We start from the raw sequence: 24,515 nt of genomic DNA on the forward strand, positions 1-24,515 counted from the left end.
GTGACCAAAACGTACAGTGGGCACGCCGGTGCCGCGCGCGCGGCTGTCCGCCGTCTACCCGGCGGGGCAGACGGTTGCGGACAGGATGGTGGTAGCAGGGGGCTCAGCGCGCGGCGGCGTCGCCGGGCTGGGCGAGGATCGCGGCAGCCAGTTCCTGGTCGGTTGCCTGCAGGCCCGGATGCTCGCGGCGGATCTGCTCGAGCGCGGCCTCCAGGTAGGCACCGCGGATGGTGCCGCCGCTGGCGATGAAGCTGCTGGCGTCATCCTTCGCCGCGACGACGATCTTGTCGTCCTTGAAGGTGGAATACAGCGAAGCGGAAATCCCCGCCGAGGTGGCGGCGTCCTTCACGCCGATGCCGCCGGCCACTGCCGAGGCGGTGGCGAGGCTCAGCGCAAGCGAGGCGAACAGCAGTGTGTAACGCATGGCGATAACCCTCTTGCGGCCGAACGGGCCTATTCGATTAGAGCCGCAAGGGCGGCCGTAATTCCCCTCCTCCCGGCGCGATCCGACCGGGGGCACGTGCTGCCAGCCTGCCGGTACCGGTGATATGACCAAAAGGAACAGTCGCGGCTGAGGCGCCGGGCTGCAGTGGCTGGCGCCGGGAATGCCCCGGGCAAGTTGCGCATCCAGCGCCGCGCGTCGACGTCCGCCAGCCGCGGTTGCCGCTTTTCTCGACGCCGCCGGCCGTGGATACGCCGGCAATCCCTCTGCGCTGGGCGCTTTTTTGTGCGCTGCACCTTTACGTTTTTGTAAGGCGAAACCGGTCGCAGGACAAAAACGTCAGGCCGGATGTTCGTTCCGGCCACCCGGATCTTATAAAAAATCCTTTTGAATCAACGAGTTGTCGAAGTTGGCATCGCCCCTGCAATGTCTCTGGCGTCGATAGCAATACCGCCTGCCCGGACTGCCACATGAACCGGACAGGCAACCCAACCGCATCAAGCCAAATAACGGAGACAACAAATGGCGATGACAGGTGTGCTGCGACCGGGCCATGCCCAGGTGCGCGTGCTGAATCTCGAGGAAAGCGTCCGCTTCTACCGCGACGTGCTGGGCCTGGTGGAAACCGGCCGCGACGCGCAGGGTCGCGTCTACTTCAAGTGCTGGGACGAGCGCGACCACCACAGCTACGTGATCCGCGAGGCCGACAGCGCCGGGATCGACTTCTTCGGCTTCAAGGTGCTCGACAAGGCCACCCTCGAGCAGCTCGACGCCGACCTCCAGGCCTACGGCCTGACCACCACCCGCATCCCCGCTGGCGATCTGCTGGAAACCGGCGAGCGCGTGCGCTTCGAGCTGCCCTCCGGCCACCTGATCGAGCTGTACGCCGAGAAGACCTCCATCGGCAACGGCGCCGGCCTGGTCAACCCGGCACCCTGGACCCAGGCGCGCGAGCACGGCATCGGCCCGGTGCGCCTCGATCACACCCTGCTGTACGGGCCGAACGTCGCCGAAGTGCAGAAGATCTTCACCGAGGTGCTGGGCTTCTACCTGGTCGAGCGGGTGCTCACCCCCGATGGCCAGGGCAACGCCGCGATCTGGCTGTCCTGCTCGCACAAGGTCCACGACATCGCCTTCGCCGAATACCCGGAGCCGGGCAAGCTGCACCACTGCTCGTTCCTGATGGAGAGCTGGGAGCAGGTGCTGCGCGCCGGCGACATCATGTCGATGAACGCGGTCAACGTCGACATCGGCCCGACCCGCCACGGCGTCACCCGCGGCTGCACCATCTACGCCTGGGACCCCTCCGGCAACCGCTTCGAGACCTTCATGGGCGGCTACCAGCCGTACCCGGACTACGAGCCGATCACCTGGACCTTCGACAACTTCGGCCAGGGCCTCGACTACCCGCAGCGCAAGCTGCACGAAACCTTCCTCACCGTGGTGACCTGAGGAGCGCGGCCATGAACCGTCCCGAGCAACTGGTGGAAATGCTGCCGGCCGACCTCGACACCCGGCGGCGCTGGGTTCGCGTCACCGGCGAGCGCGCCGGCGGCTTCATCGAGTTCGACTTCGCCATCGGCGAGCCCGACCTCTGCGTGGAGATGATCCTCAGCCCCGAGGCCTTCGCCGAGTTCTGCGCGGCCAACCGGGTGCAGATGCTGCCGCCGCGCGACCCGGACGCCGGGTCGCCGGCCGCCGGGGACGAGGAGCCCAGCGACTGGCACTGGAGTCTCGCCGACGCCACCCAGACCCGCTTCAAAGCCTGATCAGCGACAAGAACAACAAGAACGGCGCTGCGTACCGCGCAGTGCCGGCAGGAGAGAGCACATGCAAATCGACCTTCGCACGGTGAGCATCCAGCCGCTGCGCCAGACCTTCGACCACCTGGCCCGCCGCTTCGGCGACAAGCCGGCCTCGCGCTACCAGGAAGGCAGCTACGACATCCAGGCCGCCGAGAACCTGCACTACCGGCCGACCTGGGATCCGGAGCAGGCGCTGTACGACACCGGCATCACCAAGATCGTCATGCAGGACTGGTACGCCCTCAAGGACCCGCGCCAGTTCTACTACAGCACCTACACCCTGGCCCGCGCCCGCCAGCAGGACAGCATGGAGGCCAACTTCGCCTTCGTCGAAAGCCGCGGCCTGACCGACCTGCTGCCGGCCGAGCTGCGCCAGATCGCCCTCGACCTGCTGGTGCCGCTGCGCCACGCCGCCTGGGGCGCCAACCAGAACAACACCTTCATCTGCGGCTACGGCTACGGCACCACCTTCACCCAGCCGTGCATCTACCACGCCATGGACAACCTGGGCATCGCCCAGTACCTGTCGCGCCTGGGCCTGCTGCTCGGCGGCACCGAGGCGCTGGACGCCGGCAAGGCCGCCTGGCTGGACGGCGAGGCCTGGCAGCCGCTGCGCCGCTACGTCGAGGACTGCCTGGCGCTGCGCGACCCGTTCGAGCTGTTCGTCGCGCAGAACGTCGCCCTCGACGGACTGCTCTATCCGCTGGTCTACGAGCGCATCGTCGACGACTACCTGTCCAGCCGTGGCGCCTCCACCGTGGCCATGCTCACCCAGTTCATGACCGACTGGTTCGACGAGACCAAGAAGTGGGTGGATGCGGTGCTCAAGGTCGCCGCCGGCGAGTCCGAGCACAACCGCGCCCAGCTGCAGGAGTGGATCAACGCCTGGCAGTGCCGCGCCGCCTCGGCACTGCTGCCGGTGGTCGAGCAGGTGTTCGGCGCCGAAGCCGACGACCTGGTCAGCGAACAAGTGGCCGCCTTCAAGGCGCGCATCGAAAAAACCGGCATCGCGCTCTGAGAGGCTCACCCATGTCCACCGTATTCATTGCCCTGCAAGCCAACGAAGACACCCGCCCGATCATCGAGGCGATCGAGATCGACAACCCCAATGCCGTGGTCAACCGCGAGCCGGCGATGGTCAAGATCGACGCGCCGAACCGCCTGGTGATCCGCAAGGACACCATCGAGGAGCAGCTCGGCCGCAGCTTCGACCTGCAGGAACTGCAGATCAACCTGATCACGCTGTCAGGCAACGTCGACGAAGACGAAGACACCCTGACCCTGACCTGGAACAGCTGAGAGAGGACTCCGCCATGGACATGAAAACCGCCGCCAAGAAGCTCAGCCTGAAGGACAAGTACAAGCTGTTCACCCGCGACCTGGGCTGGGAGCCGACCTACCGCAGCAAGGACGAGGTGTTCCCCTACGTCCAGTACGAAGGCATCAAGATCCACGACTGGAACCAGTGGGAAGACCCGTTCCGCCTGACCATGGACGCCTACTGGAAGTACCAGGCCGAGAAGGAGCGCAAGTTCTACGCGATCATCGACGCCCACGCGCAGAACAATGGCCACCTGAACATCACCGACGCCCGCTACCTGTCGGCGCTGAAGGTGTTCCTGCAGGCCATCAGCCCCGGCGAGTACGCCGCCCACAAGGGCTTCGCCCGCGTCGGCCGCGAGTTCCCCGGCGTCGGCACCCAGGTCGCCTGCCAGATGCAGGCCATCGACGAGATCCGCCACGCGCAGACGCAGATCCACGCGCTGTCCAACTACAACAAGTTCTACAACGGCTTCCACGCCTTCGCCGAACAGCGCGACCGCATCTGGTACACCTCGGTGGCCCGCTCGTTCTTCGACGACGCCATGTCCGCCGGCCCGTTCGAGTTCATGATCGCCATCGGCTTCAGCTTCGAATACGTGCTGACCAACCTGCTGTTCGTGCCGTTCATGTCCGGCGCCGCCTACAACGGCGACATGGCCACCGTCACCTTCGGCTTCTCGGCGCAGTCCGACGAGGCGCGGCACATGACCCTGGGCCTCGAGTGCATCAAGTTCATGCTCGAGCAGGACCCGGACAACCTGCCGATCGTCCAGGCCTGGATCGACAAGTGGTTCTGGCGCGGCATCCGCGTGCTGAGCCTGGTCAGCACCATGATGGACTACATGCTGCCCAAGCGCGTGATGTCCTGGCGCGAGGCGTGGAACATCTACGGCATCGAGAACGGCACTGCGCTGTTCAAGGACCTGGCCCGCTACGGCATCCGTGCGCCCAAGGGCTGGGACCAGGCCGAAGAGGCCATCGACCACATGTCCCACCAGCTGATGCTCGGCCTCTACCAGTGGAAGTTCGGCACCTCCTTCCACGTGTGGATCCCCTCCGACGAGGACATGGACTGGCTGTCGAAGAAGTACCCGACCACCTTCGACAAGTACTACCGCCCGCGCTGGGAGCACATCAAGAAGCACGAAGCCGCCACCGGCGCGCCGTTCAACAACTTCGGCCTGCCCAAGCTGTGCCAGTGCTGCCAGCTGCCGACCCTGTTCACCGAGCCGGGCGACCCGACCCTGATCTGCCACCGCGAGTCGGTGTACCAGGGCGAGCGCTACCACTTCTGCTCCGACGGCTGCAAGGACGTGTTCGACAACGAGCCGGAGAAGTACATCCAGGCCTGGCTGCCGATGCCGGGGCTGATGCAGGACCTCAAGGGCGACCTCGGCGCCTGGGTCGACTGGGTGTTCCTCAAGGACGGCCAGGACAACGGCGACTACGCCACCTCCCAGGACCGGCAGAACTTCGAGCAGTGGCGCGCCCAGGCCACGTCCAACCAGTAACGCCAGGTGGCGCGGCCGGGGCGCACCCCGGCCGCGCCCGCGAACAGAACAACAAGAAGGAATACGCACATGACCGTAGCCGCCCGCAAAGAATACGTCGGCATCCCCCGCGACCGCGTGGAGAACTTCCACGGCAAGCAGCTGGTGTTCATCAGCTGGGACCACCACCTGCTGATCTGTGCCCCCATCATGTTCTGCCTGCCGCCGCAGGCCACCTTCGGCGAACTGATCGAAAGCCACCTGCAACCGCTGCTGCAGGCCGACCCGGATGCCGCCGCCCTCGACTGGAGCAAGGTCGAGTGGCTCAAGGAAGGCCAGCCGTGGGTGCCGGACTTCGCCGCCAGCCTGGCCGCCAACGGCATCGGCCACAAGGAACAGCTGCGCATGCGCACCCCGGGCCTGCACAGCCTGGTACCGGTGAACTGAGGGGAGGGCGCGCCATGAGCTACGAACTGACCATCGAGCCGCTCGGCCAGACCATCGAGATCGAGGAAGGCCAGACCATCCTCGACGCCGCGCTGCGCGCCGGCATCTACCTGCCGCACGCCTGCTGCCACGGCCTGTGCGCCACCTGCAAGGTGCAGGTCACCGACGGCGAGATCGACCACGGCGAAGCCTCCAGCTTCGCCCTGATGGACTTCGAGCGCGAGGAGCAGAAGTGCCTGGCCTGCTGCGCCACCGTGCAGAGCGACGTCACCATCGAGGCCGAGATCGAGGAAGATCCGGACGCCGAGAACCTGCCGGTGCGCGACTTCCCCGGTGTCGTCAGCCGCATCGAGAGCCTGACCCCGACCATCAAGGGTATCTGGCTCAAGCTCGACGCCCCGGAAGGCATGCACTTCCAGGCCGGCCAGTACGTCAACCTGGAACTGCCCAACGGCATCGGCAGCCGCGCCTTCTCCATCGCCAACGCTCCGGAGGCGGGCGGCGAGATCGAGCTGAACATCCGCATCGTCCCCGGCGGCAGCGGCACCACCTACGTGCACGAACAGCTCAAGGTCGGCGACCGCCTGACCATCAGCGGCCCCTACGGACGCTTCTTCGTGAAGAAGTCCGCCGACGTGCCGGTGATCTTCATGGCCGGCGGCTCCGGCTTGTCCAGCCCGCGCTCGATGATCCTCGACCTCTTGGGCGAAGGCTTTGAAAAGCCGATCACCCTGATCTACGGCCAGCGCAACCGCGACGAGCTGTACTACCACGACGAGTTCCTCGCCCTGGCCGAGCAGCACCCCAACTTCCAGTACGTGCCGGCACTCTCCCACGAACCGGAAGGCAGCGGCTGGCAAGGCTTCCGCGGCTTCGTCCACGAGGCGGCCAAGGAATACTTCGCCAACGACTTCCGCGGCCACAAGGCCTACCTGTGCGGCCCGCCGCTGATGATCGACTCCTGCATCACCACCCTGATGCAGGGCCGCCTGTTCGAGCGCGACATCTACACCGAGAAGTTCATCTCGGCGGCCGATGCCCAGCAGGTGCGCAGTCCGTTGTTCAAGGCGATCTGAGTCACCCTTTGCGGCCGCCCACGGGCGGCCGGTTTTTTGGATCCGACCGCGGGAACCGCATCCCTTGTAGGGGCGAATTCATTCGCCAGCGTGGCCCCGGTCAGGCGAATGAATTCGCCCCTACAGAGGACTAGCGGCGCAACGTCGCTTCGTTTTCGGGAGGAAAGACAGGATGAGTGAAAACAAACTGATCGGCGGCTGCGCCTGCGGCGCGGTGCGCTACGAATCCACAGCCGAGCCGGTCATTGTCGCCCACTGCCATTGCCGCGACTGCCAGCGCGCCAGCGGCGCCGCCATGTCCACGGTGTTCGCCGTGCCCCGCGTGGCCTTCCGCCGCGAAGGGCCGACCAGCACCTACGCCACCAACGGCGACAGCGGCCACCCGGTGGTCCGCCACTTCTGTCCCGACTGCGGCTCGCCGCTGTTCTCGGACGTGAGCGTGCTGCCCGACCTGCAGTTCGTCCGCGCCGCCAGCCTCGACGACCCGACCGCCGTCAGCCCCACCATGCACATCTACTGCGACAGCGCCCAGCCGTGGGGCAGGCCGCTGGACGACCTGCCGCACTTTGCCAAAATGCCGGGCTGAGCATTTGTGGTCAGCGCGCGCAACTACGCACCCTTGCCCGCACAAGATACGTCAGAGCCATTCCCACTAGTGTGATTTGCGCTCGGCATTCTCGATTTCGGCGAATATCTTCAGATGCTCGGCATGAGAGGGCTGTCCATCGAATATTCTTTCGGCTGAACCGCCTAGCAATGCGTCCCCTGTTTGGCCGTCTCTAGCGAAGGTGATGACGTAACGTTGTCCGTGCAATGTGACGAAGACGTTGTAGTAATCCACTGGCTTGTTGGGCTCTGCAAATGCGCTGTAAATGTAGCGAATACGCTTGCTCAGATCAGGTGGGTCAATGAATACCGGTTCGGTATTTACGTCTTCATAAGGGCCGTAATCGAAAGCCCCGGCGACGACAAAGGGAAGATCTTCCAGTTGCATGCGGGTAAAGGGCATGGGCTTTATTCGCAGCATGGAGACATTGCTGGCACCTTTATCTGCATCCATATGGCGAGGCTTGTACATTCCGCTGGAAAACCATCGGCTGGCGTCGAACATCTCTTCGACCTCGAAGCCACCGTAGTACATCATGACTTTTCCGGGCATAGTTACTTCCTTGGTATTCAGATAAAGGCCTGTGGCAACCAGAAAGGTCGCCAGGGCAAGAGTCCATGCAAGTGCTTTCAATCGCTTCATTGTGGCTTGTACTCCCGCAAGATTGCGGGAACCCCCGTTGGGGTTTCACCTGCGCGAACACCACGAACCGCGCCTTCTGCATCAAGCGGATAGCCAATCAGAATTTCGTTTTTATCGCGACTGTTGGCATGGCGGACGAGGTTCTCCTCCTCTGCGCTAGCGGTTTTTCGGGGAGGTACTGGGGCTGCTTCATTGGGCAACTGGGCGGTAACATCGTTTTTGGCTTTCCGATATGCCGCAAGGCGCCTCTGGTGCTCGGCCAACTGGCGTCTATAGTTTTTTATCGCTTGGGCGTCGGCATTTATCTTGTCCCGAGCACTCGCGAGTCCTGTCCTGTCACTAGAATTACCATAGGTCTGATCGTAATTACTGCGTCGGGGAAATGCCCACACAGTGGTTCGGGTGGCGTCAGCCAATATCTGCGCCAAGCTTTGCTCATACAGTGGATCTTCGTCGTCATCGACCTGCACATCAGCCTGGATGCCAAGCCCAGTTCGGCAGGCGTATGAGTGGATCCTGGCGCCGAGATCGAACGCATCCGGTTTGAGCATCCAAGCCTGGGCGTCGCACAAGCGGTAACTGTCCACCTTGTCCATCTCGTAGCCGAATTCTATGGAGCCAACCAGACCATGGGAGAAAAAGTCGAGTTTCTTGATGTCGCGCTTTTTTGCGGTACGCAGGTTGATGAAGTCTACGAGGTGGGATATAGAGTCCAGTTCACGATACTTTGCTTGATAGCGTGTAGTAACCAAATCGTTCACGGCGTCCAGCAGTTTTCGCTCGTATCCTTCTGTGAAAATCAGGAATATGCGTTGTATGGAGTCGTTAGGGGTTGCAGGCGGGTATAGGCGAGTCTGCCGGATCCCCTGATTGATAAAGCGCATCATGTTGCCTTTCTGCCCCCGCAAGCTCTCCATGATAGTCATGTGTGAAGAGCCAACTACGGTAATGAAGTCCTGCTGCAGATAAACTGGTATCTGCGTAGTACTATGCAGGGTGCTGGTTTTTCCCTGATGTTGCTGAGCCATCACGTCCAATCCTTAGAAGCTGATTCCCTTGTCCCTGAGGTGGTTGGCTGCATCCTTGCCCCACCGTACGACTACCGATTGAGGTTCATCGGTGAACACCCTTTCGGTGTTACCATAGCTATTGGTGTACCCGACAAGTCGCTGACCATCGCTGCATTCCACGCAGTAAAGGATGCCTCCGGCAGGTTGTCCGCTATTTTCGTCAATGAGTTGGTATTGCTCGCTATTCCTGGGCAGTATCTCCGGTGCCGAGAAAGGTGCGGCAGCGGATTGGGTGCCAACCAGCACATCGCCCGAGCCGGTAATGATGAGGCCGCCATGCGCTGTGGCACTGCCCTGAAAGGCTATTGGTTTGCCGTTGATCAGGATGGTGCCGATGCCTTCGGTAACCGTGTCGCCGCAAGCGGTGGCATCGCCAACCCGCAATGCAGGCAGGTTGTTTATCAGCACATTGGGTGAGCCGCTGGTGGTGGGATTGGTGCCGTGGCCTGGCAGAGGGCAGGCATTAAGATCGCCAAGACGTGCTGCTGGTTTCGCCATATTGAAACATCCATGTTTGATTGTGTTGTGGATCTTATAGGGTGATGGATATTGCTGGTGTGCCTCGGATCACCCCATGACCTCATGGGTATGCAGGTCATTTTTCTGAAAGCTGTCGCGTCTTCTCCATTGTCCGCGCGCCTGTAGCGCCGCCAGCCTCGACGACCCGGCAGCGGTCAGCCCGACCATGCACATCTACTGTGCCAGCGCCCAGCAGTGGGGCAAGCCGCTGGACGACCTGCCGCATTTTGCGAAGATGCCGGGCTGAGCCACACCGGTCGAGGTGCGCGTGAGCGCGCCTCAGTCATCAATGGCTGTGTTGGCGGCCAGCCAGACGCATCCCACCTGACCAGCGGCAGTCTGCCGCCTTGTCTCCTTTCAGTTAAAAAGACCAATATAAAGATCTGAAAAGGAGTCCTTATCATGCAAAGCGTACTGGCCGACAAGGCCGTCAGCGTCTCCGAACTGAAGAAGAATCCCTCCGCGGTGATCGGCGGCGCCGATGGCGGGCCGGTGGCGGTGCTCAACCACAACCGGGTGATGGGCTACCTGGTCCCGGCCGAGGTCTACGAGGCGATGATCGAGCGCCTGGAAGATCTGGAACTGGCCGAAATCGCCCGCGCCCGTGCCGGCGAGACGCCCGTGCCGGTGAGCCTGGATGACCTATAGCCTGGAGTTCCTGCCGTCCGCGCTGAAGGAGTGGGAGAAACTGGGCCATACGGTGCGCGAGCAGTTGAAGAAGAAACTGCGCGAGCGCCTGGAACTGCCCAGGGTGCCGGCCGACGCCCTGCGCGAGATGCCGAACCACTACAAGATCAAGCTGCGCGCCTTGGGCTACCGGCTGGTGTGCCGGGTGGAGGACGAGCGCGTGGTGGTGATCGTGGTCGCCGTGGGCAAGCGCGAGCGCGTCGCGGCCTACGAGAAGGCGAAGGGGCGGTAGTTGCTCAGGTGCCGCCCTGCGGCTGACTGAAAGCGGGCCAGCGACAGTCGAGCGCGGCTCTAAAATCCTTGCGATCACACGGATTCCTGGGAATTTCGGCCCACGAACACCGAAAATCCGTGCGTTCGCACGGATTTTTTCTTGTCTGCAGGATCAACCACGCAACTGCTCGACAATCGACTCGAACATGCAGTCGGCGGCCGAGCGGCCATCGTGCAGCGGATTGCAGAACAGCGCCCAGGCATTGGCGTGGTTGGTGTCCAGCGCCTCGTCGATGTCCGGCTCGCCGGCGACATGCCACTTGCGCCCCAGCTGCGCCACCAGGTCCGACGCGTTCGACCGCCCCGGCTCGGCGCGCACGTTGATCCAGCAGTGGCTGCGCGGCGCCGGCCGGTGGTAGGGAATCCGCGAACCCAGCCGCACCAGCAGGCCCGAACCCACCGGGTCCAGGGTCACCAGCATCTCCACCCGGTAGCCCCATTCGCTCAGCCGCTGCGACAGGTGCGCGCCGCTCCAGGCGCCGAGGCTGTGGCCGACGATATAGATGGGCGTGGTCTGGTCATGTACCTCGGCCGCCACCAGCCGGCCGATGGCGGATGCGCTCCATACCTCGTGATAGCCGAGATACAGCGACTGGTAGCCGTCCGTCTGCCCGGCTTCCTCGATGCGCTGGTCGAAAGCGGTCAAAGCATAGGCGATGTTGCGGTAGGGACCGGCCAGGTAGTAGGCCTTCTTGTCACCAGCACCGCCGATGAACAGGGCGACCGCTCTACACGCGGGATGGGTTGCCGCTCCGGGATCTTGATCCTTGGCCGTGGAGACCAGTGTCGGGAGAGGTCGCGATTCACTGGCTCCGCTGGGATGCCGGCTTGAGCTCGCCATTGTGCATCCTCCCAGGATGTATGGAGGCTGTGACAGCAACGCATCAGCGCAGCTGCCGGGTAAGAGCATGATAGTCCCATCGTGCATGGCTCAGTGTCAGGTGCCTCTGCCAAGGCCCGGCTTCCCCGCTCGAGGGTGCTTTCGGGCAAAGGTTGATGCGTATCAAGCGATACCTTTAAGGTATTCGGTCAGAAGAAACAAAGTATTAGCCGGTATCACCCCCTCTCCCTATTCTCACTCCCAAGGCCCAGCCCCGACTAACCCCGGTCGCCCTGGCTGGCCACCCCCAGAACAACAACGCGGAGTGACCATGCGCAAGATTGAGAACTTCATCGCCGGCGAGTACGTCGCCGCTGCCAGCGGCAAGCGTTTCGACAAGCGCTCGCCGCTCGACAACCGCGTGATCGCCTCCATCGCCGAGGCCGGGCGCGGTGAGGTGGATGCGGCGGTCAAGGCCGCGCGTGGCGCGCTCAGCGGCGAGTGGGGCGGGTTGACCACCGAGCAGCGTGTCGAGCTGCTGTACGGCGTGGCCAACGAGATCACCCGCCGCTTCGACGACTTCGTCGAGGCCGAGATGGCCGACACCGGCCAGCCCGCGCATGTCCAGAAGCACGTGTTCATCCCGCGCGGCGCGGCCAACTTCAAGGTGTTCGCCGACGTGATCAAGAACGTGCCCAGCGAATCCTTCCAGATGGCCACCCCGGACGGTCGCGGCGCGCTCAACTACTCGCTGCGCGTGCCCAAGGGCGTGATCGGCGTGATCTGCCCGTGGAACGCGCCGTTCATGCTGATGACCTGGAAGGTCGGCCCGGCGCTGGCCTGCGGCAACACCGTGGTGGTCAAGCCGTCCGAGGAGTCGCCGCAGACCGCCGCACTGCTCGGCGAGGTGATGAACGCCGTGGGCATCCCCAAGGGCGTGTACAACGTGGTGCACGGCTTCGGGCCGGATTCGGCCGGCGAGTTCCTCACCCAGCATCCGGGCGTCAACGCCATCACCTTCACCGGTGAGACCCGCACCGGCGCGGCGATCATGAAGGCCGCCTCGGAAGGCATGCGCGACGTCTCCTTCGAACTGGGCGGCAAGAACGCCGGCATCGTGTTCGCCGATGCGGACTTCGACGCGGCGGTGGAGGGCATCTTCCGCTCCGCCTTCCTCAACTCCGGGCAGGTGTGCCTGGGCACCGAGCGGGTGTACGTCGAGCGGCCGATCTTCGAGCCCTTCGTGCAGGCGCTGAAGGTCAAGGCCGAGGCGGTGAAGTTCGGCCGCCCGGACGATCACAACGCCAACTATGGCCCGCTGATCAGCCAGGAACACCGCGACAAGGTGCTGTCCTACTACCGCAAGGCGGTGGAAGAGGGCGCCACCGTGGTCACCGGCGGCGGCGTGCCGGAGATGCCGGGCGAGCTGGCCGAAGGCGCCTGGGTGCAGCCGACCATCTGGACCGGCCTGTCGGATGACGCGGCGGTGGTGCGCGAGGAGATCTTCGGCCCGTGCTGCCACATCCGCCCGTTCGACAGCGAGAACGAGGTGGTCGCCCTGGCCAACGACAACGTCTACGGCCTGTCCACCACCATCTGGACCAACGACCTGGCCCGCGCCCACCGCATGGCGGCGCGCGTCGAGGTGGGCATCACCTGGATCAACAGCTGGTTCCTGCGCGACCTGCGCACCCCGTTCGGCGGCTCCAAGCAGTCCGGCATCGGCCGCGAGGGCGGGGTGCATTCGCTGGAGTTCTACACCGAGACGCGCAACGTCTGCGTGAAGCTGTAAGCCGCGCCGCGGGCCTGTAGGGGCGAATTCATTCGCCAAGAGATCGGGTAAAGGCGAATGAATTCGCCCCTACAAGAGTCGGCCCGGACATTCGATTGCCTTCGCCCCCACGGGACACAGACATGGACAACAACAAGATCGAGCAATACGGCGATGAGCTGTACGAAGCCTTCGTCGCCCGCCGTGCGGTGCCGCCGCTGCTGAGCCGCGAGCCGGACATCAGCATCGAGGACGCCTACCGCATCCAGCAGCGCTTCGTCGCGCGGCGCCTGGCGGCCGGCGAGACGGTGGTCGGCAAGAAGATCGGCGCCACGAGCAAGCCGGTGCAGGATTTCCTCGGCGTGTACCAGCCGGACTTCGGCATCCTCACCTCGGGCATGGTCTACCAGGAGGGCGACACCATCGACCTCGGCGAGCTGATCCAGCCCAAGGCCGAGGCGGAGCTGGCCTTCGTGCTCAAGCACGACCTCAAGGGGCCGGGCATCACCGCGATGGACGTGATCCGCGCCACCGACTACGTGCTGCCGTGCTTCGAGATCGTCGATTCGCGCATCACCAACTGGCAGATCAAGATCCAGGACACCGTGGCCGACAACGCCTCCTGCGGCGTGTACGTGCTGGGCAAGACCAAGGGCGACCCGCGCAAGCTGGACCTGACCCTGGCCGGCATGGTGCTGGAGAAGAACGGCGAGCTGTTCTCCACCGGCGTCGGCGCCGCGGTGCAGGGTTCGCCGGCCAACGCGGTGGCCTGGCTGGCCAACACCCTCGGCGAGCTGGGCATCCCGTTCAAGGCCGGCGAGGTGATCCTCTCCGGTTCGCAATCGGCGCTGGTGCCGGTGGTCGATGGCGACGAACTGGTGTGCACGGTCGGCGGCCTCGGCAGCTGCCGGGTGAAATTCTCCGGGAGGAGCGCAGCATGAGCAGCAACCTGACCCTGTCCCGCGAGGACATCGTGCGCCTGTGCGAGCGCGTCGAAGGGGCGCAGACCCGCGCCTACGCGATCCCCAAGCTGACCGACGAATACCCGGACATGACCATCGCCGACGGCTACGCCGTGCAGAGCGAGCTGCGCCGCCGCTTCATCGCCAAGGGCCACAAGCTGGTCGGCTGGAAGGCCGGACTGACCTCCAAGGCCAAGATGCAGCAGATGGGAGTCAGCGTGCCCTCCATCGGCTTCCTCACCGACCGCATGGCGCGCCCGGAGAACTCGGCCATCTCCACGTCCGACTTGGTGCACCCGCGCGTCGAGTGCGAGGTGGCCTTCGTGATGAAGGAAACCCTGCAGGGTCCGGGCTGCACCGCGGCCGACGTGCTGGCCGCTACCGACTACGTGCTGCCGGCGGTGGAGATCATCGATTCGCGCTTCTCCGGCTTCAAGTTCGACCTGGCCAGCGTGATCGCCGACAACGGCTCTTCGGCGCGCTTCGTTGGCGGCGGCCGGCCGCGCTACGTCGAGGACCTCGATCTGCGCACCCTCGGCGTGGTGATGGAGAAGAACGGCGAGATCGTCGGCATGGGCGCCAGCGCCGCGGTGCTCGGCCATCCGGCCGAAGCGGTGGCCATGCTGGTGAACATCCTTGCCGAACTGGGCGAGAACCTGCCGGCCGGCAGCTTCGTGATGAGCGGCGGGATCACCGAGGCCGTGCCGGTCAAGCCGGGCGACAGCGTGGTCGCCCGCTTCCAGGAACTCGGCTCCGTATCCATGCGCTTCACCGAATAACAAGAATCTGGAGAGTACCCCCATGCCCATCATCGAAATGCACATGATCGAAGGCCGCACCGTCGAGCAGAAGCAGCGCGTCGCCGCCGCCGTCACCGCGGCGGTCGCCGAGAGCCTGGATTGCAGCCCGGAAACCGTGCGCATCCTGATCACCGAACACCGAGAACACGAGTTCTACGTCGCCGGCCTGAGCAAGCCGCAGCGCGCCGCGCTGCAGGAGCAGGGACAATGAAGAAGATCCGCTGTGCGCTGATCGGCTCGGGCAACATCGGCACCGACCTGATCTACAAGATCCAGCGCAGCGAAGTGCTGGAGCCGGTGTGGATGGTCGGCATCGACCCGGAATCCGAAGGCCTGGCGCGCGCCCGCGAGATGGGCCTGAAGACCACTAGCGACGGCGTGGACGGCCTGCTGCCGCATGTACTGGAAGACAACATCCAGATCGCCTTCGACGCCACCTCGGCCTACGTGCACGCCGAGAACAGCCGCAAGCTCAACGCGCTGGGCGTGCTGATGATCGACCTGACCCCGGCGGCCATCGGCCCGCTGTGCGTGCCGCCGGTGAACCTGCGCGAGCACGCCGAGAAGCTGGAGATGAACGTCAACATGATCTCCTGCGCCGGCCAGGCGACCATCCCGATCGTCCACGCGGTGTCGCGCATCCAGAGCGTCGGCTACGCCGAGATCGTCGCCAGCCTGGCGTCGAAATCCATCGGCCCGGGCACCCGCGCCAACCTCGACGAGTTCACCTACACCACCTCCAACGCGCTGGAGAAGGTCGGCGGCGCGCGCAAGGGCAAGGCGCTGGCGATCATCAACCCGGCCGAGCCGCCGATGATCATGCGCAACACCATCTCCTGCCTGACCGACGACGAGCCGGACCAGGAGCGCATCAGCGCCTCGATCCTCGAGATGATCGGCGAGGTGCAGAAGTACGTGCCGGGCTACCGGCTGGTCAACGGCCCGCTGTTCGACGGCAACAAGGTGGCGGTGTTCATGGAAGTGGCTGGTCTCGGCGACTACCTGCCGACCTACGCCGGCAACCTCGACATCATGACCGCGGCGGCCACTCGCACCGCCGAGATGTTCGCCGAGGAGATCCTTGCAGGAAAGATCCAGCTGCCCACCCCGGAGGTTGCGTGATGAGCCAGTCCAACAGTCTCAAGGGCCGCAAGGTCATCCTCCACGACATGTGCCTGCGCGACGGCATGCACGCCAAGCGCGAGCAGATCAGCATCGAGCAGATGGTCAAGGTCGCCACCGCCCTCGATGATGCCGGGGTGCCCTACATCCAGGTCACCCACGGCGCGGGCCTGGGCGGCAACTCGCTGCAGCACGGCTTCGCCCCGCACAGCAACGAGGAGTACATCAGCGCCGTCGCCTCCAAGATGAAGCAGGCCAAGGTCTCGGTGCTGCTGATTCCGGGCCTGGGCACCATGAAGGAGCTGCAGTCGGCCTACGACTGCGGTGCGCGCAGCGTGCACGTGGCCACCCACTGCACCGAGGCGGACACCTCGCCGCAGCACATCGCCTTCGCCCGCAAGCTGGGCATGGACACCACCGGCTTCCTGATGATGGCCCACCTCAACGATGCTGAAGGCATCGCCAAGCAGGGCAAGCTGATGGAGTCCTACGGCGCGCAGACCGTGTACGTCACCGACTCGGCCGGCTACATGCTGCCGGAGGACGTCAAGGCACGCATCGGTGCCCTGCGCGAGGTGCTCAACCCGGAAACCGAGATCGGCTTCCACGGCCACCACAACCTGGGCATGGGCATCGCCAACTCCATCGCCGCCATCGAGGCTGGTGCCAGTCGCATCGATGGCTCGGCCGCGGGCCTCGGCGCCGGCGCCGGCAACACCCCGCTGGAGGTGTTCGCCGCGGTGTGCGAGCGCATGGGCATCGACACCGGCGTCGACCTGTTCAAGCTGATGGACGTCGCCGAGGACATCATCGTGCCGATGATGGAGCACGTGGTGCGCGTCGACCGCGAGTCGCTGACCCTCGGCTACGCCGGCGTCTACTCGACCTTCCTGCTGCACTCCAAGCGTGCTTCCGAGCGTTTCGGCGTACCGGCGCGCGACATCCTGGTCGAGCTGGGCCGCAGGAAGATGATCGGCGGCCAGGAGGACATGATCCTCGACACCGCGATGACCATGGCCAAGGAGCGCGGGCTGCTGAAGTCGGCCTGAGGCGAGCGCCGGGCAGGGTGACCTGTCCGGCGTTGCCGTTTATGGAGGCCCCTGTAGGGGCGAATTCATTCGCCCCCACGGATCGGGAAATCGGCTCCATGCGTTTGCCCCGGGAGGTGAACATGAGTGCGAACACGGAACTGGCCGTGGTGGTGGGCGCCACCGGCGCCTTCGGCCAGGCGATAGTCGGACGGCTGTGCGCCGCAGGCCTGGAGGTGCTGGCGGTGGCGCGCAGCGCGGCGAGCATCGATGCACTGGCCAGCCGCCATGCCGGCGTGACCGGTTGCGTGGCCGATATCGCCAGCGACGAAGCCATCGTGGCGATTGCCGCCGCCGTCGACCGCCCGGTGCGCATGGTCGTGCACGGGCCGGGCGTGGCGGTGGCTGGTGGGGTGCTGGAGGCGCCGACTTCGGCGCTGGTGGATGCGGTGAACATCAAGGTCGGCGGCCTGCTGCGGCTGGTGCGCGCGGTGGACTCGCGTTTGGTGAGGGGCTCGCGCCTGGTGGCCATCGGCGGCCACTACGGCTTCGAGCCGACCGCCTACGCGGCGGCGGCCGGGGTGGCCAACGCCGCGCTGGCCAACGCCAGCCGCCAGCTCAGCCTGGCCTATGGCCCGCGCGGCATCACCGCGCACCTGATCGCCCCCGGCCCGGCCGATACCGAGCGCCTGCATCGGGTTGCCGCCGACCGTGCCGCGCTGCGCGGGATCAGTACCGAGGCGGTGCTGGCGGAGCTGTGCGCCGAGTCGTCGCTCGGCGCGCTGACCACTCCGGAGCAGGTGGCCTGGGCGGTGACGCTGCTGCTGGCGCCGGAGGCCGATGCGATGACCGGCTCTACGCTGATGCTGGATTCCGGGCGGCGTCGGGGGCTGCCGTAGGGGGCGCCTTGCGCACCCTGCATCTGCGGTGCGCTGTTCGCACCGAATCCATGCCGAAGCCTTGCCGGGCGCAGCGCACCCTGTGCAGGCTGCGGATTGAATGCGCAGACAAAAATAATCGGAGATGCGCCATGCCTGTCGTGAACTTCCATCTGCTTGCCGGACACAGCACCCCGGAGCAGGAAGAGCACCTGCTCAAGGGAGCCTCGCGGCTCTACGCCGAGGTGCTCAAGGCGCCCATCGAGCGGGTGCGGGCCTTCATCACCACCTATCCCGCCAGCCGGTTCGCCGTCGCCGGCGCGCCGTGCAGCGCCAACGGCCTGCACGCGCCGTTCTTCGAATTCATCGTGCTCGACGGCCGCGCGCTGGAAGATCGCCAGCGTCTGCACCAGGGCTTCACCGACCTGCTGGAGGACGTGCTCGGCGTGCCACGCGAGCTGGTGCGCGGCCTGTGCCGACGGGTGCCGCCGGAGGACTGGTCCATCGGTGGCGCGCCGGCCAGCGTGCTGCGCGCCGATGAGGTTGCGGCCCGCGCCGCAGCCGGGGAGGGTGCCGCATGAAACACGAGATCCATATCGAGGACACCGGCGAGCGCTACGCCTGCGACGAGCAGGAAACCGTGCTCAACGGCATGGCCAGGCTCGGCCGCAAGGGCATTCCGGTCGGCTGCCGCGGCGGCGGCTGCGGGGTGTGCAAGGTGCAGGTGACCAGCGGCGACTACCGGACCACCCGCACCATGAGCCGCCAGCACGTCAGCCTCGACGAGCAGGAACACGGCACCGTGCTGGCCTGCTGCATCCAGGCGCAGAGCGACCTGAGCCTCAAGGTGGTCGGCAAGCTGCACAAGGCGGTGTGCAAGGGGGTAATTCCGCCAGCGCCGCTGGCAGACCAATCGGTAGGGGCGAATTCATTCGCCTGACATGGCAGCATCGGCGAATGAATTCGCCCCTACAGGATTGGACAACGCCCTCATGAACGTACTGATCGTCCACGCCCACCACGAGCCGCGCTCGTTCAACAGCGCGCTGAAGGATTGCGCCGTCGAGCAGTTGAGCGCCGCTGGCCACGCGGTGCAGGTTTCCGACCTCCATGCGATGGGCTGGAACCCGGTGGCCAGCGCCGCCGACTTCGGCTCGCGGGCCAACCCGGACTATCTGGTCTACGCCCTGGAACAGCGCCACAACTTCGAGGCCGGCACCCTGGCGCCGGACATCGCAACCGAGATCGCCAAGGTGCAGTGGTGCGACCTGCTGATCTTCAACTTCCCGCTGTACTGGTTCTCGATGCCGGCGATCCTCAAGGGCTGGATCGACCGAGTGATGATTTCCGGGGTGTTCTACGGCGGTCGGCGCATCTACGACCGTGGCGGCATGTGCGGCAAGCGCGCGCTGGTGACCCTGACCCTCGGCGGCCGCGAGCACATGTTCGGCGCCGGGGCGATTCACGGCGAGATCGAAACCCTGCTGCGCCCGCTGCTGCAGGGCAGCCTGGCCTACTGCGGCTTCGCAGTACTGCCGCCCTTCATCGGCTATCACGTGCCCTACGTCGACGACGCAGCGCGTGCGCAGATCCTCGCCGACTACCAGCGCCACCTGGGCGCGCTGGACAGCCTGGAACCGCTGCGCTTCCCCAGTCTCGCCGACTATGACGAACGCCTGCTGCCGCTGGCACGCTGAAACCGTTCATTCACCTGCAATCACAGGAGTTCCTTCATGATCATCGACCTTTCCGCCAAGACTGCCATCGTCACCGGCTCCACCGGCGGTATCGGCCTGGCCATCGCCAGGGGCCTGGCCGACGCCGGGGCGAGCGTGGTGGTCTGCGGCCGCGAGGCGGGGCGGGTCGACGCCGCGCTGGCCAGCCTGCGCGACACCCGCGCCGGCAGCCAGGCCCGTGGCGTGGTGGTCGACGCCGGCACTGCCGAGGGTTGCCGGGCGTTGATCGCCGCCGAGCCGGAGGCCGACATCCTGGTCAACAACCTCGGCGTCTACGGTGCGAAGGAGTTCTTCGCCATCGAGGATGCCGACTGGGAGGAGATCTTCCAGATCAACGTGATGAGCGGCGTGCGCCTGGCGCGCCACTATGCGCGCGGCATGCAGGCGCGTGGCTGGGGACGCATCCAGTTCATCTCCAGCGAGTCGGCATTGAACATCCCCGCCGAGATGGTCCACTACGGCGTCAGCAAGGCGGCGCTGCAGGGCGTGTCGCGTGGCCTGGCCAAGGTGCTGGCCGGCAGCGGGGTGACCGTCAACAGCATCCTGCCCGGACCGACCCGCACCGAGGGGGTGATCGCCTTCTTCGCGCAGATGGCCAGGGAGCGCGGCGTATCGCTGGAGGAGATGGAGGCACTGTTCCTCAGGGAGAACCGCCCCTCGACGCTGATCCGCCGCTTCGCCAGCCCGGAGGAGGTGGCCAGCCTGTGCGTCTATGTCGCCTCCCAGCAGGCCAGCGCCACCACCGGCGCGGCGCTGCGGGTGGATGGCGGGATCGTCGAGAGCATCGCCTGAGTCCGCGAGTCCGCGAGTCCGCCGGCGCAAGGCGTTCGCCGGCGGACGCTCCGGCCAGCCGTGGCGGGGGCAAGGCGGTAAGCGGGTCGCTTGACCGGCGCCGGCGCCCGGCGGCACCCTCGCGGTTCCCTTCGTGCACGGAATCGCCATGAAAAAGAACGTCTTCGTCTTCAGCCGCCTGAGCCCCGAACACCAGCAGCGTCTGCGGCAGAACTTCAACGTCAGCGTGCTCGATCCGGCCGGCGACATCGCGGCCCAGTACGCCGCGGCGCTGCCCGAGGCGCACGGCCTGCTCGGCGTCGGCCGGCGCTTCGGCCGCGCCGAGCTGGAGCGTGCGGCCTGCCTGGAGGTGGTCTCCAGCATCTCGGTGGGCTACGACAACTACGACCTCGACTACCTCAACCAGCGCGGCATCCTGCTCACCAACACCCCGGACGTGCTCACCGAGACCACCGCCGACCTCGGCTTCACCCTGCTGATGGCCGCCGCGCGGCGCGTGCCGGAGCTGGACGCCTGGGTCAAGGCCGGCCACTGGCAGGCGCCGGTGGGGCCGGCGCAGTTCGGCAGCGACGTGCACGGCAAGACCCTCGGCATCCTCGGCCTCGGCAATATCGGCGCGGCCATCGCCCGCCGCGGCCGGTTCGGCTTCAACATGAACGTGCTGTACAGCGGCAACAGCCGCAAGCCGGCGCTGGAAGCGGAGCTGGGCGCGCGCTTCTGCGCCTTCGACGAGCTGCTCGGCGCGGCCGACTTCGTGGTGCTGGTGGTGCCGCTCAGCGAGCAGACCCGCCACCTGATCGGCCGCCGCGAGCTGGCGCTGATGAAGCCGGGTGCCATCCTGGTCAACGTCGCCCGCGGCCCGGTGGTGGACGAGCCGGCGCTGGTCGAGGCGCTGCAGAGCGGCCAGCTGCGCGCCGCCGGCATGGATGTGTACGAGCAGGAACCGCTGCGCGAGTCGCCGCTGTTCGCCCTGCCCAACGTGGTGACGCTGCCGCACGTGGGCTCGGCCACCCACGAGACGCGCCTGGCGATGGCCGAGCTGGCGCTGGACAACCTCGAGCGCGCACTGCTTGGCGGCACGCCGCGCTGCATGGTCAATCCGCAGGTGCGCGAGGCAGGCGCTCGCTGAGGCGAGGGCAGCCGCGCGGCCCTGGTGCGGCGGCTGCCCCTGCGGCCTGTGGTTATAACTACAGGTCACATCGTTCTAAATGCTTATGTAGAAAAGCCGCTATCCTGCCGCCCAGTTTCGATGGAACTTCGCTCCGTGAGCTGGGTGTGATGATGGATGCCGCGATAATCGGTTTTGTGGTGGCTGGCCTGGTGGTCGGCTTTATCGTCGGCATGACCGGTGTCGGCGGTGGTTCGCTGATGACGCCGATCCTGCTGTGGTTCGGCATCAACCCGGCGACTGCGGTGGGCACCGACCTGCTGTATGCGGCGATCACCAAGTCCAGCGGCGTGCTGGTGCACCGCAAGAACGACAACATCGACTGGAAGATCACCGGCTGGCTGGCCCTGGGCAGCGTGCCGGCGGCAGCGCTGACGCTGCTGTTCCTGAACAGCCTGCACACCGACCAGCAGGCCCTCAACGCCCTGATCAAGCAGGCGCTGGGCTTCGTCCTGCTGCTCACCGCCCTGGCGATCCTGTTCAAGAAGCAGCTGATGGCCTTCGCCAGCCGGCATGCCGACGACAGTTTCCACCTCAGTGCCCCGACCCTCAACACGCTGACCGTGGTCACCGGGGTGATCCTCGGCGTGATGGTGACGCTGACCTCCATCGGCGCCGGCGCGCTGGGTACGGTCGCACTGTTCATGCTCTATCCGTTCCTGCCCACCCGCCGCCTGGTCGGCACCGAGATCGCCCATGCGGTGCCGCTGACCCTGGTCGCCGGCCTCGGTCACGCCGGCATGGGCAGCATCGACTGGCAGCTGCTCGGCTACCTGCTGGTCGGCTCGCTGCCGGGCATCTATCTCGGCAGCCACCTGACCGGGCGGATTCCCGAGCATCTGCTGCGTCCCTGTCTGGCGGTGATGCTGTCGCTGGTCGGTTTCAAGCTGGCCTTCTGAGTACTGCCGCATCGGCTGCAGAGCGTTCCCGGAGCCCGCCGCAAGGCGGGCTTTGCATTTGCGGGGGCGTGTGGCGAAGGCGCGCGGTGCGCCTTCGCGCCAGGCCTTACAGGGTGAAGTCGCCCTCGGCGCAGATGGCCTCCAGCGGCAGGCGCGGGCTGGGGGTTTCCCGCGCCTGGAGGGACTCGGGCAGGTTGCTGGCGTCGCCGCGCTTGCCGACGGCGACCATGGCGTGGATCTCGTGGTCGGCCGGAATCTTCAGCGCCTTGCGCGCCAGCTCCTTGTCGAAGCCGGTCATCGCGTGGGTGTGCCAGCCGGCCAGGTGCGCCTGCAGGGCGAAGAAGCCCCAGGCCGCGCCGGTGTCGAAGGTGTGCGAGGGCGCCGGCTGCTCCTCGCTCTTGCCCGGCGGCGCGAAGGTGGTCTTCGACACGATCACCAGCAGCGCCGAGGCGTGCTGCGCCCAGCCGCGGTTGAACTCGTTGAGCAGGCCCAGGTAGCGCGGCCAGTCGGCGCTGTCGCGGCGCGCGTAGAGGAAGCGCCAGGGCTGCGAGTTGTACGCCGAGGGCGCCCAGCGTGCGGCCTCGATGAAGCCGAGCAGGGTGGCCTCGGGAATGTTCTCGTTGTTGAAAGCGCGCGGCGACCAGCGCTCGAGGAACTGCGGGTCGATGTCGTGGGTAGCGACGCGGGGGTTCTTGCTCATGGTCTCTCCTGGCTGGACTGGCACGAGGTCGGGCCGATCCGTTTAGCGAATATCGAAATAGTAAATCAATAGTTTATGCCTGAATGAAGGGGGGCTAGGGTAGGGCATCCGCTGCGCCAGTCCTGTCGCCGCATCCTCCGTCGGCACCGATCGCGCTACCCTTGGCGGCGTGCCCCTGTCCAGGAATGTCCCATGTCCGCATCCACTCAAGGCTTCGCCACCCGCGCCGTGCACAGCGGCAACGACGTCGACCGCCACATGGTCACCCACGCCAAGACCCAGCCGATCTACCAGACCTCGGTGTTCGTCTACGACTCGCTGGCGCAGGTCGACGACTTCCTCGCCGGCAACCCCGACAACTTCATGTACACGCGCATCGGCAACCCCAACCCGGCGGCGCTGGAGGCGCTGATCCGCGATCTGGAGGGCGGCGAAGACGCGCTGTTCTGCGCCTCGGGGATGGCGGCGATCAGCGCCGCGCTGCAGGGCGTGCTGAGCGCCGGCGACCACCTGATCGCCAGTCGCGAGCTGTACGGCACCACGCAGAGCCTGATCGAGAAGGAGCTAAGCCGCTTCGGCATCGCCTCGACGCTGGTCGACATAGGCGACCTGGCCGCGGTGGAAGCGGCGATCACCCCGCAGACCCGGCTGATCTACACGGAAACCGCGTCCAACCCGCTGGTGCGGGTCAGCGACATCCCGGCGCTGGCGGCGCTGGCGAAGCGGTACGGCCTCAAGCTGGTGGTCGACAACACCTTCCTCTCGCCGGCGCTGTACCGCCCGCTGGCCGACGGCGCCGACCTGGTGCTGCACAGCACCACCAAGTACCTCAACGGCCACAGCGACGCCACCGGTGGCATCCTCGCCGGCGACGCCGCGTGGGTGGCGCAGGCGCGGCGCTTCCAGATCAACGCCGGCGGCAGCGCCAGCCCGTTCGAGGCCTGGCTGACCTTCCGCGGCGCCAAGACCCTGGCCCTGCGCATGCAGGCCCACTCGCGCAATGCCCAGGCGCTGGCCGAGGCGCTGGAGGGGCATCCCAGGGTGGCGCGCGTCTACTACCCGGGGCTGCCGTCGCATCCCGACCACGAACTGGCCACGCGCCTGTTCCCCAACGGCTGCTCGGGGATGCTCAGCTTCACCCTCAGGGGCGGGCTGGACGAGGTCGACCGGCTGATCCAGTCCCTGCAGCTGGCGGTGTTCGCCCCCTCGCTGGCCGGCGTGGCGACCAGCATCAGCCACCCGGGCAAGACCTCGCACCGTGCGCTGGATGCGGCGACCCTGGCCAGCCTGGATATCCACGACGGCACCGTGCGCGTCTCGGTGGGCATCGAGGAGGCGGCGGACATCGTCGCCGACTTCGTGCAGGCGCTCGACCGCATCTGAGCTGCCCGGCCGTTACTCGTGCAATTCTCGCAGGCGCGCGTGGTCTACTGGCGCTTGTCGACGCCCGCCGGGCAT

At 66.0% G+C, this 24,515-nt stretch carries 30 protein-coding genes; 24 read left to right on the forward strand and 6 right to left on the reverse strand.

Annotation, left to right across the window (positions count from 1 at the left end; all coding sequences use genetic code 11):
- Positions 1-103: 103 nt before the first annotated feature.
- On the reverse strand, positions 104-424 hold the full coding sequence (locus BLT78_RS05440) for a DUF2388 domain-containing protein (protein ID WP_090347987.1): 321 nt from the start codon (positions 422-424) through the stop codon (positions 104-106).
- Positions 425-964: 540 nt separating this feature from the next.
- On the opposite strand from BLT78_RS05440, the gene BLT78_RS05445 reads away from it, so the two are divergent.
- The 8 genes from BLT78_RS05445 to BLT78_RS05480 all read left to right on the forward strand — a co-directional run bounded on the left by BLT78_RS05445 (position 965) and on the right by BLT78_RS05480 (position 7,169).
- The gene (locus BLT78_RS05445; RefSeq protein ID WP_090347988.1) at positions 965-1,894 is read left to right on the forward strand and encodes a catechol 2,3-dioxygenase; all 930 of its coding nucleotides are present in this window, start codon (positions 965-967) and stop codon (positions 1,892-1,894) included.
- A gap of 11 nt (positions 1,895-1,905) precedes the next feature.
- On the forward strand, positions 1,906-2,211 hold the full coding sequence (locus BLT78_RS05450; protein WP_172830765.1) for a phenol hydroxylase subunit: 306 nt from the start codon (positions 1,906-1,908) through the stop codon (positions 2,209-2,211).
- Positions 2,212-2,272: 61 nt separating this feature from the next.
- On the forward strand, positions 2,273-3,265 hold the full coding sequence (locus BLT78_RS05455) for an aromatic/alkene monooxygenase hydroxylase subunit beta (protein WP_090347989.1): 993 nt from the start codon (positions 2,273-2,275) through the stop codon (positions 3,263-3,265).
- 11 nt (positions 3,266-3,276) lie between these two features.
- Positions 3,277-3,546: an MmoB/DmpM family protein gene (locus BLT78_RS05460; protein ID WP_090347990.1), complete on the forward strand. Its 270-nt coding sequence runs from the start codon at positions 3,277-3,279 to the stop codon at positions 3,544-3,546.
- A 14-nt stretch (positions 3,547-3,560) separates the two neighbouring features.
- Positions 3,561-5,081, forward strand: a complete 1,521-nt coding sequence (locus BLT78_RS05465) for an aromatic/alkene/methane monooxygenase hydroxylase/oxygenase subunit alpha (protein WP_090347991.1) — start codon at positions 3,561-3,563, stop codon at positions 5,079-5,081.
- A 69-nt stretch (positions 5,082-5,150) separates the two neighbouring features.
- The gene (locus BLT78_RS05470; protein WP_090347992.1) at positions 5,151-5,507 is read left to right on the forward strand and encodes a phenol hydroxylase subunit P4; all 357 of its coding nucleotides are present in this window, start codon (positions 5,151-5,153) and stop codon (positions 5,505-5,507) included.
- Positions 5,508-5,521: 14 nt separating this feature from the next.
- Entirely contained in the window at positions 5,522-6,583 is a 1,062-nt protein-coding gene (locus BLT78_RS05475) for an NADH:ubiquinone reductase (Na(+)-transporting) subunit F (RefSeq protein ID WP_090347993.1), read from the forward strand.
- A gap of 172 nt (positions 6,584-6,755) precedes the next feature.
- Positions 6,756-7,169, forward strand: coding sequence for a GFA family protein (locus BLT78_RS05480; protein ID WP_090347994.1), 414 nt, complete (start codon positions 6,756-6,758; stop codon positions 7,167-7,169).
- 66 nt (positions 7,170-7,235) lie between these two features.
- On the opposite strand, the gene BLT78_RS05485 is transcribed toward BLT78_RS05480, so the two are convergent.
- Genes BLT78_RS05485 through BLT78_RS05495 form a run of 3 tightly spaced genes read right to left on the reverse strand, consistent with a single transcriptional unit; the run spans position 7,236 to position 9,400 of the window.
- Positions 7,236-7,832 (reverse strand): hypothetical protein, encoded by a 597-nt coding sequence (locus BLT78_RS05485; protein WP_157719485.1) that lies wholly within the window; start codon positions 7,830-7,832, stop codon positions 7,236-7,238.
- On the reverse strand, positions 7,829-8,860 hold the full coding sequence (locus BLT78_RS05490) for a hypothetical protein (RefSeq protein ID WP_090347996.1): 1,032 nt from the start codon (positions 8,858-8,860) through the stop codon (positions 7,829-7,831). Before BLT78_RS05490 ends, BLT78_RS05485 begins: the two co-directional genes overlap by 4 nt.
- A 12-nt stretch (positions 8,861-8,872) precedes the next feature.
- Positions 8,873-9,400 (reverse strand): PAAR domain-containing protein, encoded by a 528-nt coding sequence (locus BLT78_RS05495; RefSeq protein WP_090347997.1) that lies wholly within the window; start codon positions 9,398-9,400, stop codon positions 8,873-8,875.
- A gap of 423 nt (positions 9,401-9,823) precedes the next feature.
- Between BLT78_RS05495 and BLT78_RS05505 the strand changes: the two genes are divergently transcribed.
- Together BLT78_RS05505 and BLT78_RS05510 are read left to right on the forward strand one after the other, a co-directional pair.
- Positions 9,824-10,069 (forward strand): type II toxin-antitoxin system Phd/YefM family antitoxin, encoded by a 246-nt coding sequence (locus BLT78_RS05505; protein ID WP_090347998.1) that lies wholly within the window; start codon positions 9,824-9,826, stop codon positions 10,067-10,069.
- Positions 10,059-10,340 carry a type II toxin-antitoxin system RelE family toxin gene (locus BLT78_RS05510; RefSeq protein WP_090347999.1) on the forward strand — a complete coding sequence of 94 codons (282 nt, stop codon included), beginning with the start codon at positions 10,059-10,061 and terminating at the stop codon, positions 10,338-10,340. The genes BLT78_RS05505 and BLT78_RS05510 overlap by 11 nt, the downstream gene beginning before the upstream one ends.
- 153 nt (positions 10,341-10,493) lie before the next feature.
- Here the strand turns inward: BLT78_RS05510 and BLT78_RS05515 are convergent, their stop codons facing one another.
- Positions 10,494-11,222, reverse strand: a complete 729-nt coding sequence (locus BLT78_RS05515; RefSeq protein ID WP_157719486.1) for an alpha/beta fold hydrolase — start codon at positions 11,220-11,222, stop codon at positions 10,494-10,496.
- Positions 11,223-11,532: 310 nt separating this feature from the next.
- Between BLT78_RS05515 and BLT78_RS05520 the strand changes: the two genes are divergently transcribed.
- The 13 genes from BLT78_RS05520 (at position 11,533) to BLT78_RS05580 (ending at position 22,357) form a co-directional block, all read left to right on the forward strand.
- Entirely contained in the window at positions 11,533-12,993 is a 1,461-nt protein-coding gene (locus BLT78_RS05520) for a 2-hydroxymuconic semialdehyde dehydrogenase (protein ID WP_090348001.1), read from the forward strand.
- Between the two features lie 122 nt (positions 12,994-13,115).
- Entirely contained in the window at positions 13,116-13,913 is a 798-nt protein-coding gene (gene dmpE / locus BLT78_RS05525; protein ID WP_090348002.1) for a 2-oxopent-4-enoate hydratase, read from the forward strand.
- Positions 13,910-14,713 (forward strand): 2-oxo-3-hexenedioate decarboxylase, encoded by an 804-nt coding sequence (dmpH, locus tag BLT78_RS05530; protein WP_090348003.1) that lies wholly within the window; start codon positions 13,910-13,912, stop codon positions 14,711-14,713. The genes dmpE and dmpH overlap by 4 nt, the downstream gene beginning before the upstream one ends.
- 22 nt (positions 14,714-14,735) lie before the next feature.
- Positions 14,736-14,945, forward strand: coding sequence for a tautomerase family protein (locus BLT78_RS05535; protein WP_090348004.1), 210 nt, complete (start codon positions 14,736-14,738; stop codon positions 14,943-14,945).
- Positions 14,942-15,856 carry an acetaldehyde dehydrogenase (acetylating) gene (locus BLT78_RS05540; RefSeq protein WP_090348005.1) on the forward strand — a complete coding sequence of 305 codons (915 nt, stop codon included), beginning with the start codon at positions 14,942-14,944 and terminating at the stop codon, positions 15,854-15,856. The genes BLT78_RS05535 and BLT78_RS05540 overlap by 4 nt, the downstream gene beginning before the upstream one ends.
- Positions 15,853-16,905: a 4-hydroxy-2-oxovalerate aldolase gene (dmpG, locus tag BLT78_RS05545; RefSeq protein ID WP_172830766.1), complete on the forward strand. Its 1,053-nt coding sequence runs from the start codon at positions 15,853-15,855 to the stop codon at positions 16,903-16,905. Before BLT78_RS05540 ends, dmpG begins: the two co-directional genes overlap by 4 nt.
- Before the next feature lie 122 nt (positions 16,906-17,027).
- Positions 17,028-17,783, forward strand: a complete 756-nt coding sequence (locus BLT78_RS05550; protein ID WP_090348007.1) for an SDR family oxidoreductase — start codon at positions 17,028-17,030, stop codon at positions 17,781-17,783.
- A gap of 131 nt (positions 17,784-17,914) precedes the next feature.
- Positions 17,915-18,343, forward strand: a complete 429-nt coding sequence (locus BLT78_RS05555) for a tautomerase family protein (protein ID WP_090348008.1) — start codon at positions 17,915-17,917, stop codon at positions 18,341-18,343.
- A complete protein-coding gene (locus tag BLT78_RS05560) occupies positions 18,340-18,702 on the forward strand; it encodes a 2Fe-2S iron-sulfur cluster binding domain-containing protein (RefSeq protein WP_090348009.1) in 363 nt (120 codons plus the stop codon). Before BLT78_RS05555 ends, BLT78_RS05560 begins: the two co-directional genes overlap by 4 nt.
- 52 nt (positions 18,703-18,754) lie before the next feature.
- Positions 18,755-19,459, forward strand: a complete 705-nt coding sequence (locus tag BLT78_RS05565) for an NAD(P)H-dependent oxidoreductase (RefSeq protein WP_090348010.1) — start codon at positions 18,755-18,757, stop codon at positions 19,457-19,459.
- A 36-nt stretch (positions 19,460-19,495) separates the two neighbouring features.
- Positions 19,496-20,290, forward strand: a complete 795-nt coding sequence (locus BLT78_RS05570) for an SDR family NAD(P)-dependent oxidoreductase (RefSeq protein WP_090348011.1) — start codon at positions 19,496-19,498, stop codon at positions 20,288-20,290.
- 148 nt (positions 20,291-20,438) lie between these two features.
- A complete protein-coding gene (locus tag BLT78_RS05575) occupies positions 20,439-21,419 on the forward strand; it encodes a 2-hydroxyacid dehydrogenase (protein WP_090348012.1) in 981 nt (326 codons plus the stop codon).
- A gap of 152 nt (positions 21,420-21,571) precedes the next feature.
- A complete protein-coding gene (locus BLT78_RS05580) occupies positions 21,572-22,357 on the forward strand; it encodes a sulfite exporter TauE/SafE family protein (RefSeq protein WP_090352159.1) in 786 nt (261 codons plus the stop codon).
- A 106-nt stretch (positions 22,358-22,463) separates the two neighbouring features.
- Here BLT78_RS05580 and BLT78_RS05585 read toward each other — a convergent pair whose 3' ends face one another.
- Positions 22,464-23,057: a nitroreductase family protein gene (locus BLT78_RS05585; RefSeq protein WP_090348013.1), complete on the reverse strand. Its 594-nt coding sequence runs from the start codon at positions 23,055-23,057 to the stop codon at positions 22,464-22,466.
- 192 nt (positions 23,058-23,249) lie between these two features.
- Here BLT78_RS05585 and BLT78_RS05590 point away from each other — a divergent pair, with 192 nt between their 5' ends.
- Entirely contained in the window at positions 23,250-24,440 is a 1,191-nt protein-coding gene (locus tag BLT78_RS05590; RefSeq protein WP_090348014.1) for a trans-sulfuration enzyme family protein, read from the forward strand.
- Positions 24,441-24,515: the final 75 nt, after the last annotated feature.

Origin of the sequence: Pseudomonas oryzae (assembly GCF_900104805.1) — a bacterium.
Classification (GTDB): domain Bacteria; phylum Pseudomonadota; class Gammaproteobacteria; order Pseudomonadales; family Pseudomonadaceae; genus Geopseudomonas; species Geopseudomonas oryzae.

What these genes read in the sequence shown, in the direction of transcription:
- BLT78_RS05440 (WP_090347987.1), bottom strand. Translation starts at nt 424, where the DNA reads ATGCGTTACACACTGCTGTTCGCCTCGCTTGCGCTGAGCCTCGCCACC.
- BLT78_RS05445 (WP_090347988.1), top strand. Translation starts at nt 965, where the DNA reads ATGGCGATGACAGGTGTGCTGCGACCGGGCCATGCCCAGGTGCGCGTG.
- BLT78_RS05450 (WP_172830765.1), top strand. Translation starts at nt 1,906, where the DNA reads ATGAACCGTCCCGAGCAACTGGTGGAAATGCTGCCGGCCGACCTCGAC.
- BLT78_RS05455 (WP_090347989.1), top strand. Translation starts at nt 2,273, where the DNA reads ATGCAAATCGACCTTCGCACGGTGAGCATCCAGCCGCTGCGCCAGACC.
- BLT78_RS05460 (WP_090347990.1), top strand. Translation starts at nt 3,277, where the DNA reads ATGTCCACCGTATTCATTGCCCTGCAAGCCAACGAAGACACCCGCCCG.
- BLT78_RS05465 (WP_090347991.1), top strand. Translation starts at nt 3,561, where the DNA reads ATGGACATGAAAACCGCCGCCAAGAAGCTCAGCCTGAAGGACAAGTAC.
- BLT78_RS05470 (WP_090347992.1), top strand. Translation starts at nt 5,151, where the DNA reads ATGACCGTAGCCGCCCGCAAAGAATACGTCGGCATCCCCCGCGACCGC.
- BLT78_RS05475 (WP_090347993.1), top strand. Translation starts at nt 5,522, where the DNA reads ATGAGCTACGAACTGACCATCGAGCCGCTCGGCCAGACCATCGAGATC.
- BLT78_RS05480 (WP_090347994.1), top strand. Translation starts at nt 6,756, where the DNA reads ATGAGTGAAAACAAACTGATCGGCGGCTGCGCCTGCGGCGCGGTGCGC.
- BLT78_RS05485 (WP_157719485.1), bottom strand. Translation starts at nt 7,832, where the DNA reads ATGAAGCGATTGAAAGCACTTGCATGGACTCTTGCCCTGGCGACCTTT.
- BLT78_RS05490 (WP_090347996.1), bottom strand. Translation starts at nt 8,860, where the DNA reads ATGGCTCAGCAACATCAGGGAAAAACCAGCACCCTGCATAGTACTACG.
- BLT78_RS05495 (WP_090347997.1), bottom strand. Translation starts at nt 9,400, where the DNA reads ATGGCGAAACCAGCAGCACGTCTTGGCGATCTTAATGCCTGCCCTCTG.
- BLT78_RS05505 (WP_090347998.1), top strand. Translation starts at nt 9,824, where the DNA reads ATGCAAAGCGTACTGGCCGACAAGGCCGTCAGCGTCTCCGAACTGAAG.
- BLT78_RS05510 (WP_090347999.1), top strand. Translation starts at nt 10,059, where the DNA reads ATGACCTATAGCCTGGAGTTCCTGCCGTCCGCGCTGAAGGAGTGGGAG.
- BLT78_RS05515 (WP_157719486.1), bottom strand. Translation starts at nt 11,222, where the DNA reads ATGGCGAGCTCAAGCCGGCATCCCAGCGGAGCCAGTGAATCGCGACCT.
- BLT78_RS05520 (WP_090348001.1), top strand. Translation starts at nt 11,533, where the DNA reads ATGCGCAAGATTGAGAACTTCATCGCCGGCGAGTACGTCGCCGCTGCC.
- dmpE (WP_090348002.1), top strand. Translation starts at nt 13,116, where the DNA reads ATGGACAACAACAAGATCGAGCAATACGGCGATGAGCTGTACGAAGCC.
- dmpH (WP_090348003.1), top strand. Translation starts at nt 13,910, where the DNA reads ATGAGCAGCAACCTGACCCTGTCCCGCGAGGACATCGTGCGCCTGTGC.
- BLT78_RS05535 (WP_090348004.1), top strand. Translation starts at nt 14,736, where the DNA reads ATGCCCATCATCGAAATGCACATGATCGAAGGCCGCACCGTCGAGCAG.
- BLT78_RS05540 (WP_090348005.1), top strand. Translation starts at nt 14,942, where the DNA reads ATGAAGAAGATCCGCTGTGCGCTGATCGGCTCGGGCAACATCGGCACC.
- BLT78_RS05550 (WP_090348007.1), top strand. Translation starts at nt 17,028, where the DNA reads ATGAGTGCGAACACGGAACTGGCCGTGGTGGTGGGCGCCACCGGCGCC.
- BLT78_RS05555 (WP_090348008.1), top strand. Translation starts at nt 17,915, where the DNA reads ATGCCTGTCGTGAACTTCCATCTGCTTGCCGGACACAGCACCCCGGAG.
- BLT78_RS05560 (WP_090348009.1), top strand. Translation starts at nt 18,340, where the DNA reads ATGAAACACGAGATCCATATCGAGGACACCGGCGAGCGCTACGCCTGC.
- BLT78_RS05565 (WP_090348010.1), top strand. Translation starts at nt 18,755, where the DNA reads ATGAACGTACTGATCGTCCACGCCCACCACGAGCCGCGCTCGTTCAAC.
- BLT78_RS05570 (WP_090348011.1), top strand. Translation starts at nt 19,496, where the DNA reads ATGATCATCGACCTTTCCGCCAAGACTGCCATCGTCACCGGCTCCACC.
- BLT78_RS05575 (WP_090348012.1), top strand. Translation starts at nt 20,439, where the DNA reads ATGAAAAAGAACGTCTTCGTCTTCAGCCGCCTGAGCCCCGAACACCAG.
- BLT78_RS05580 (WP_090352159.1), top strand. Translation starts at nt 21,572, where the DNA reads ATGGATGCCGCGATAATCGGTTTTGTGGTGGCTGGCCTGGTGGTCGGC.
- BLT78_RS05585 (WP_090348013.1), bottom strand. Translation starts at nt 23,057, where the DNA reads ATGAGCAAGAACCCCCGCGTCGCTACCCACGACATCGACCCGCAGTTC.
- BLT78_RS05590 (WP_090348014.1), top strand. Translation starts at nt 23,250, where the DNA reads ATGTCCGCATCCACTCAAGGCTTCGCCACCCGCGCCGTGCACAGCGGC.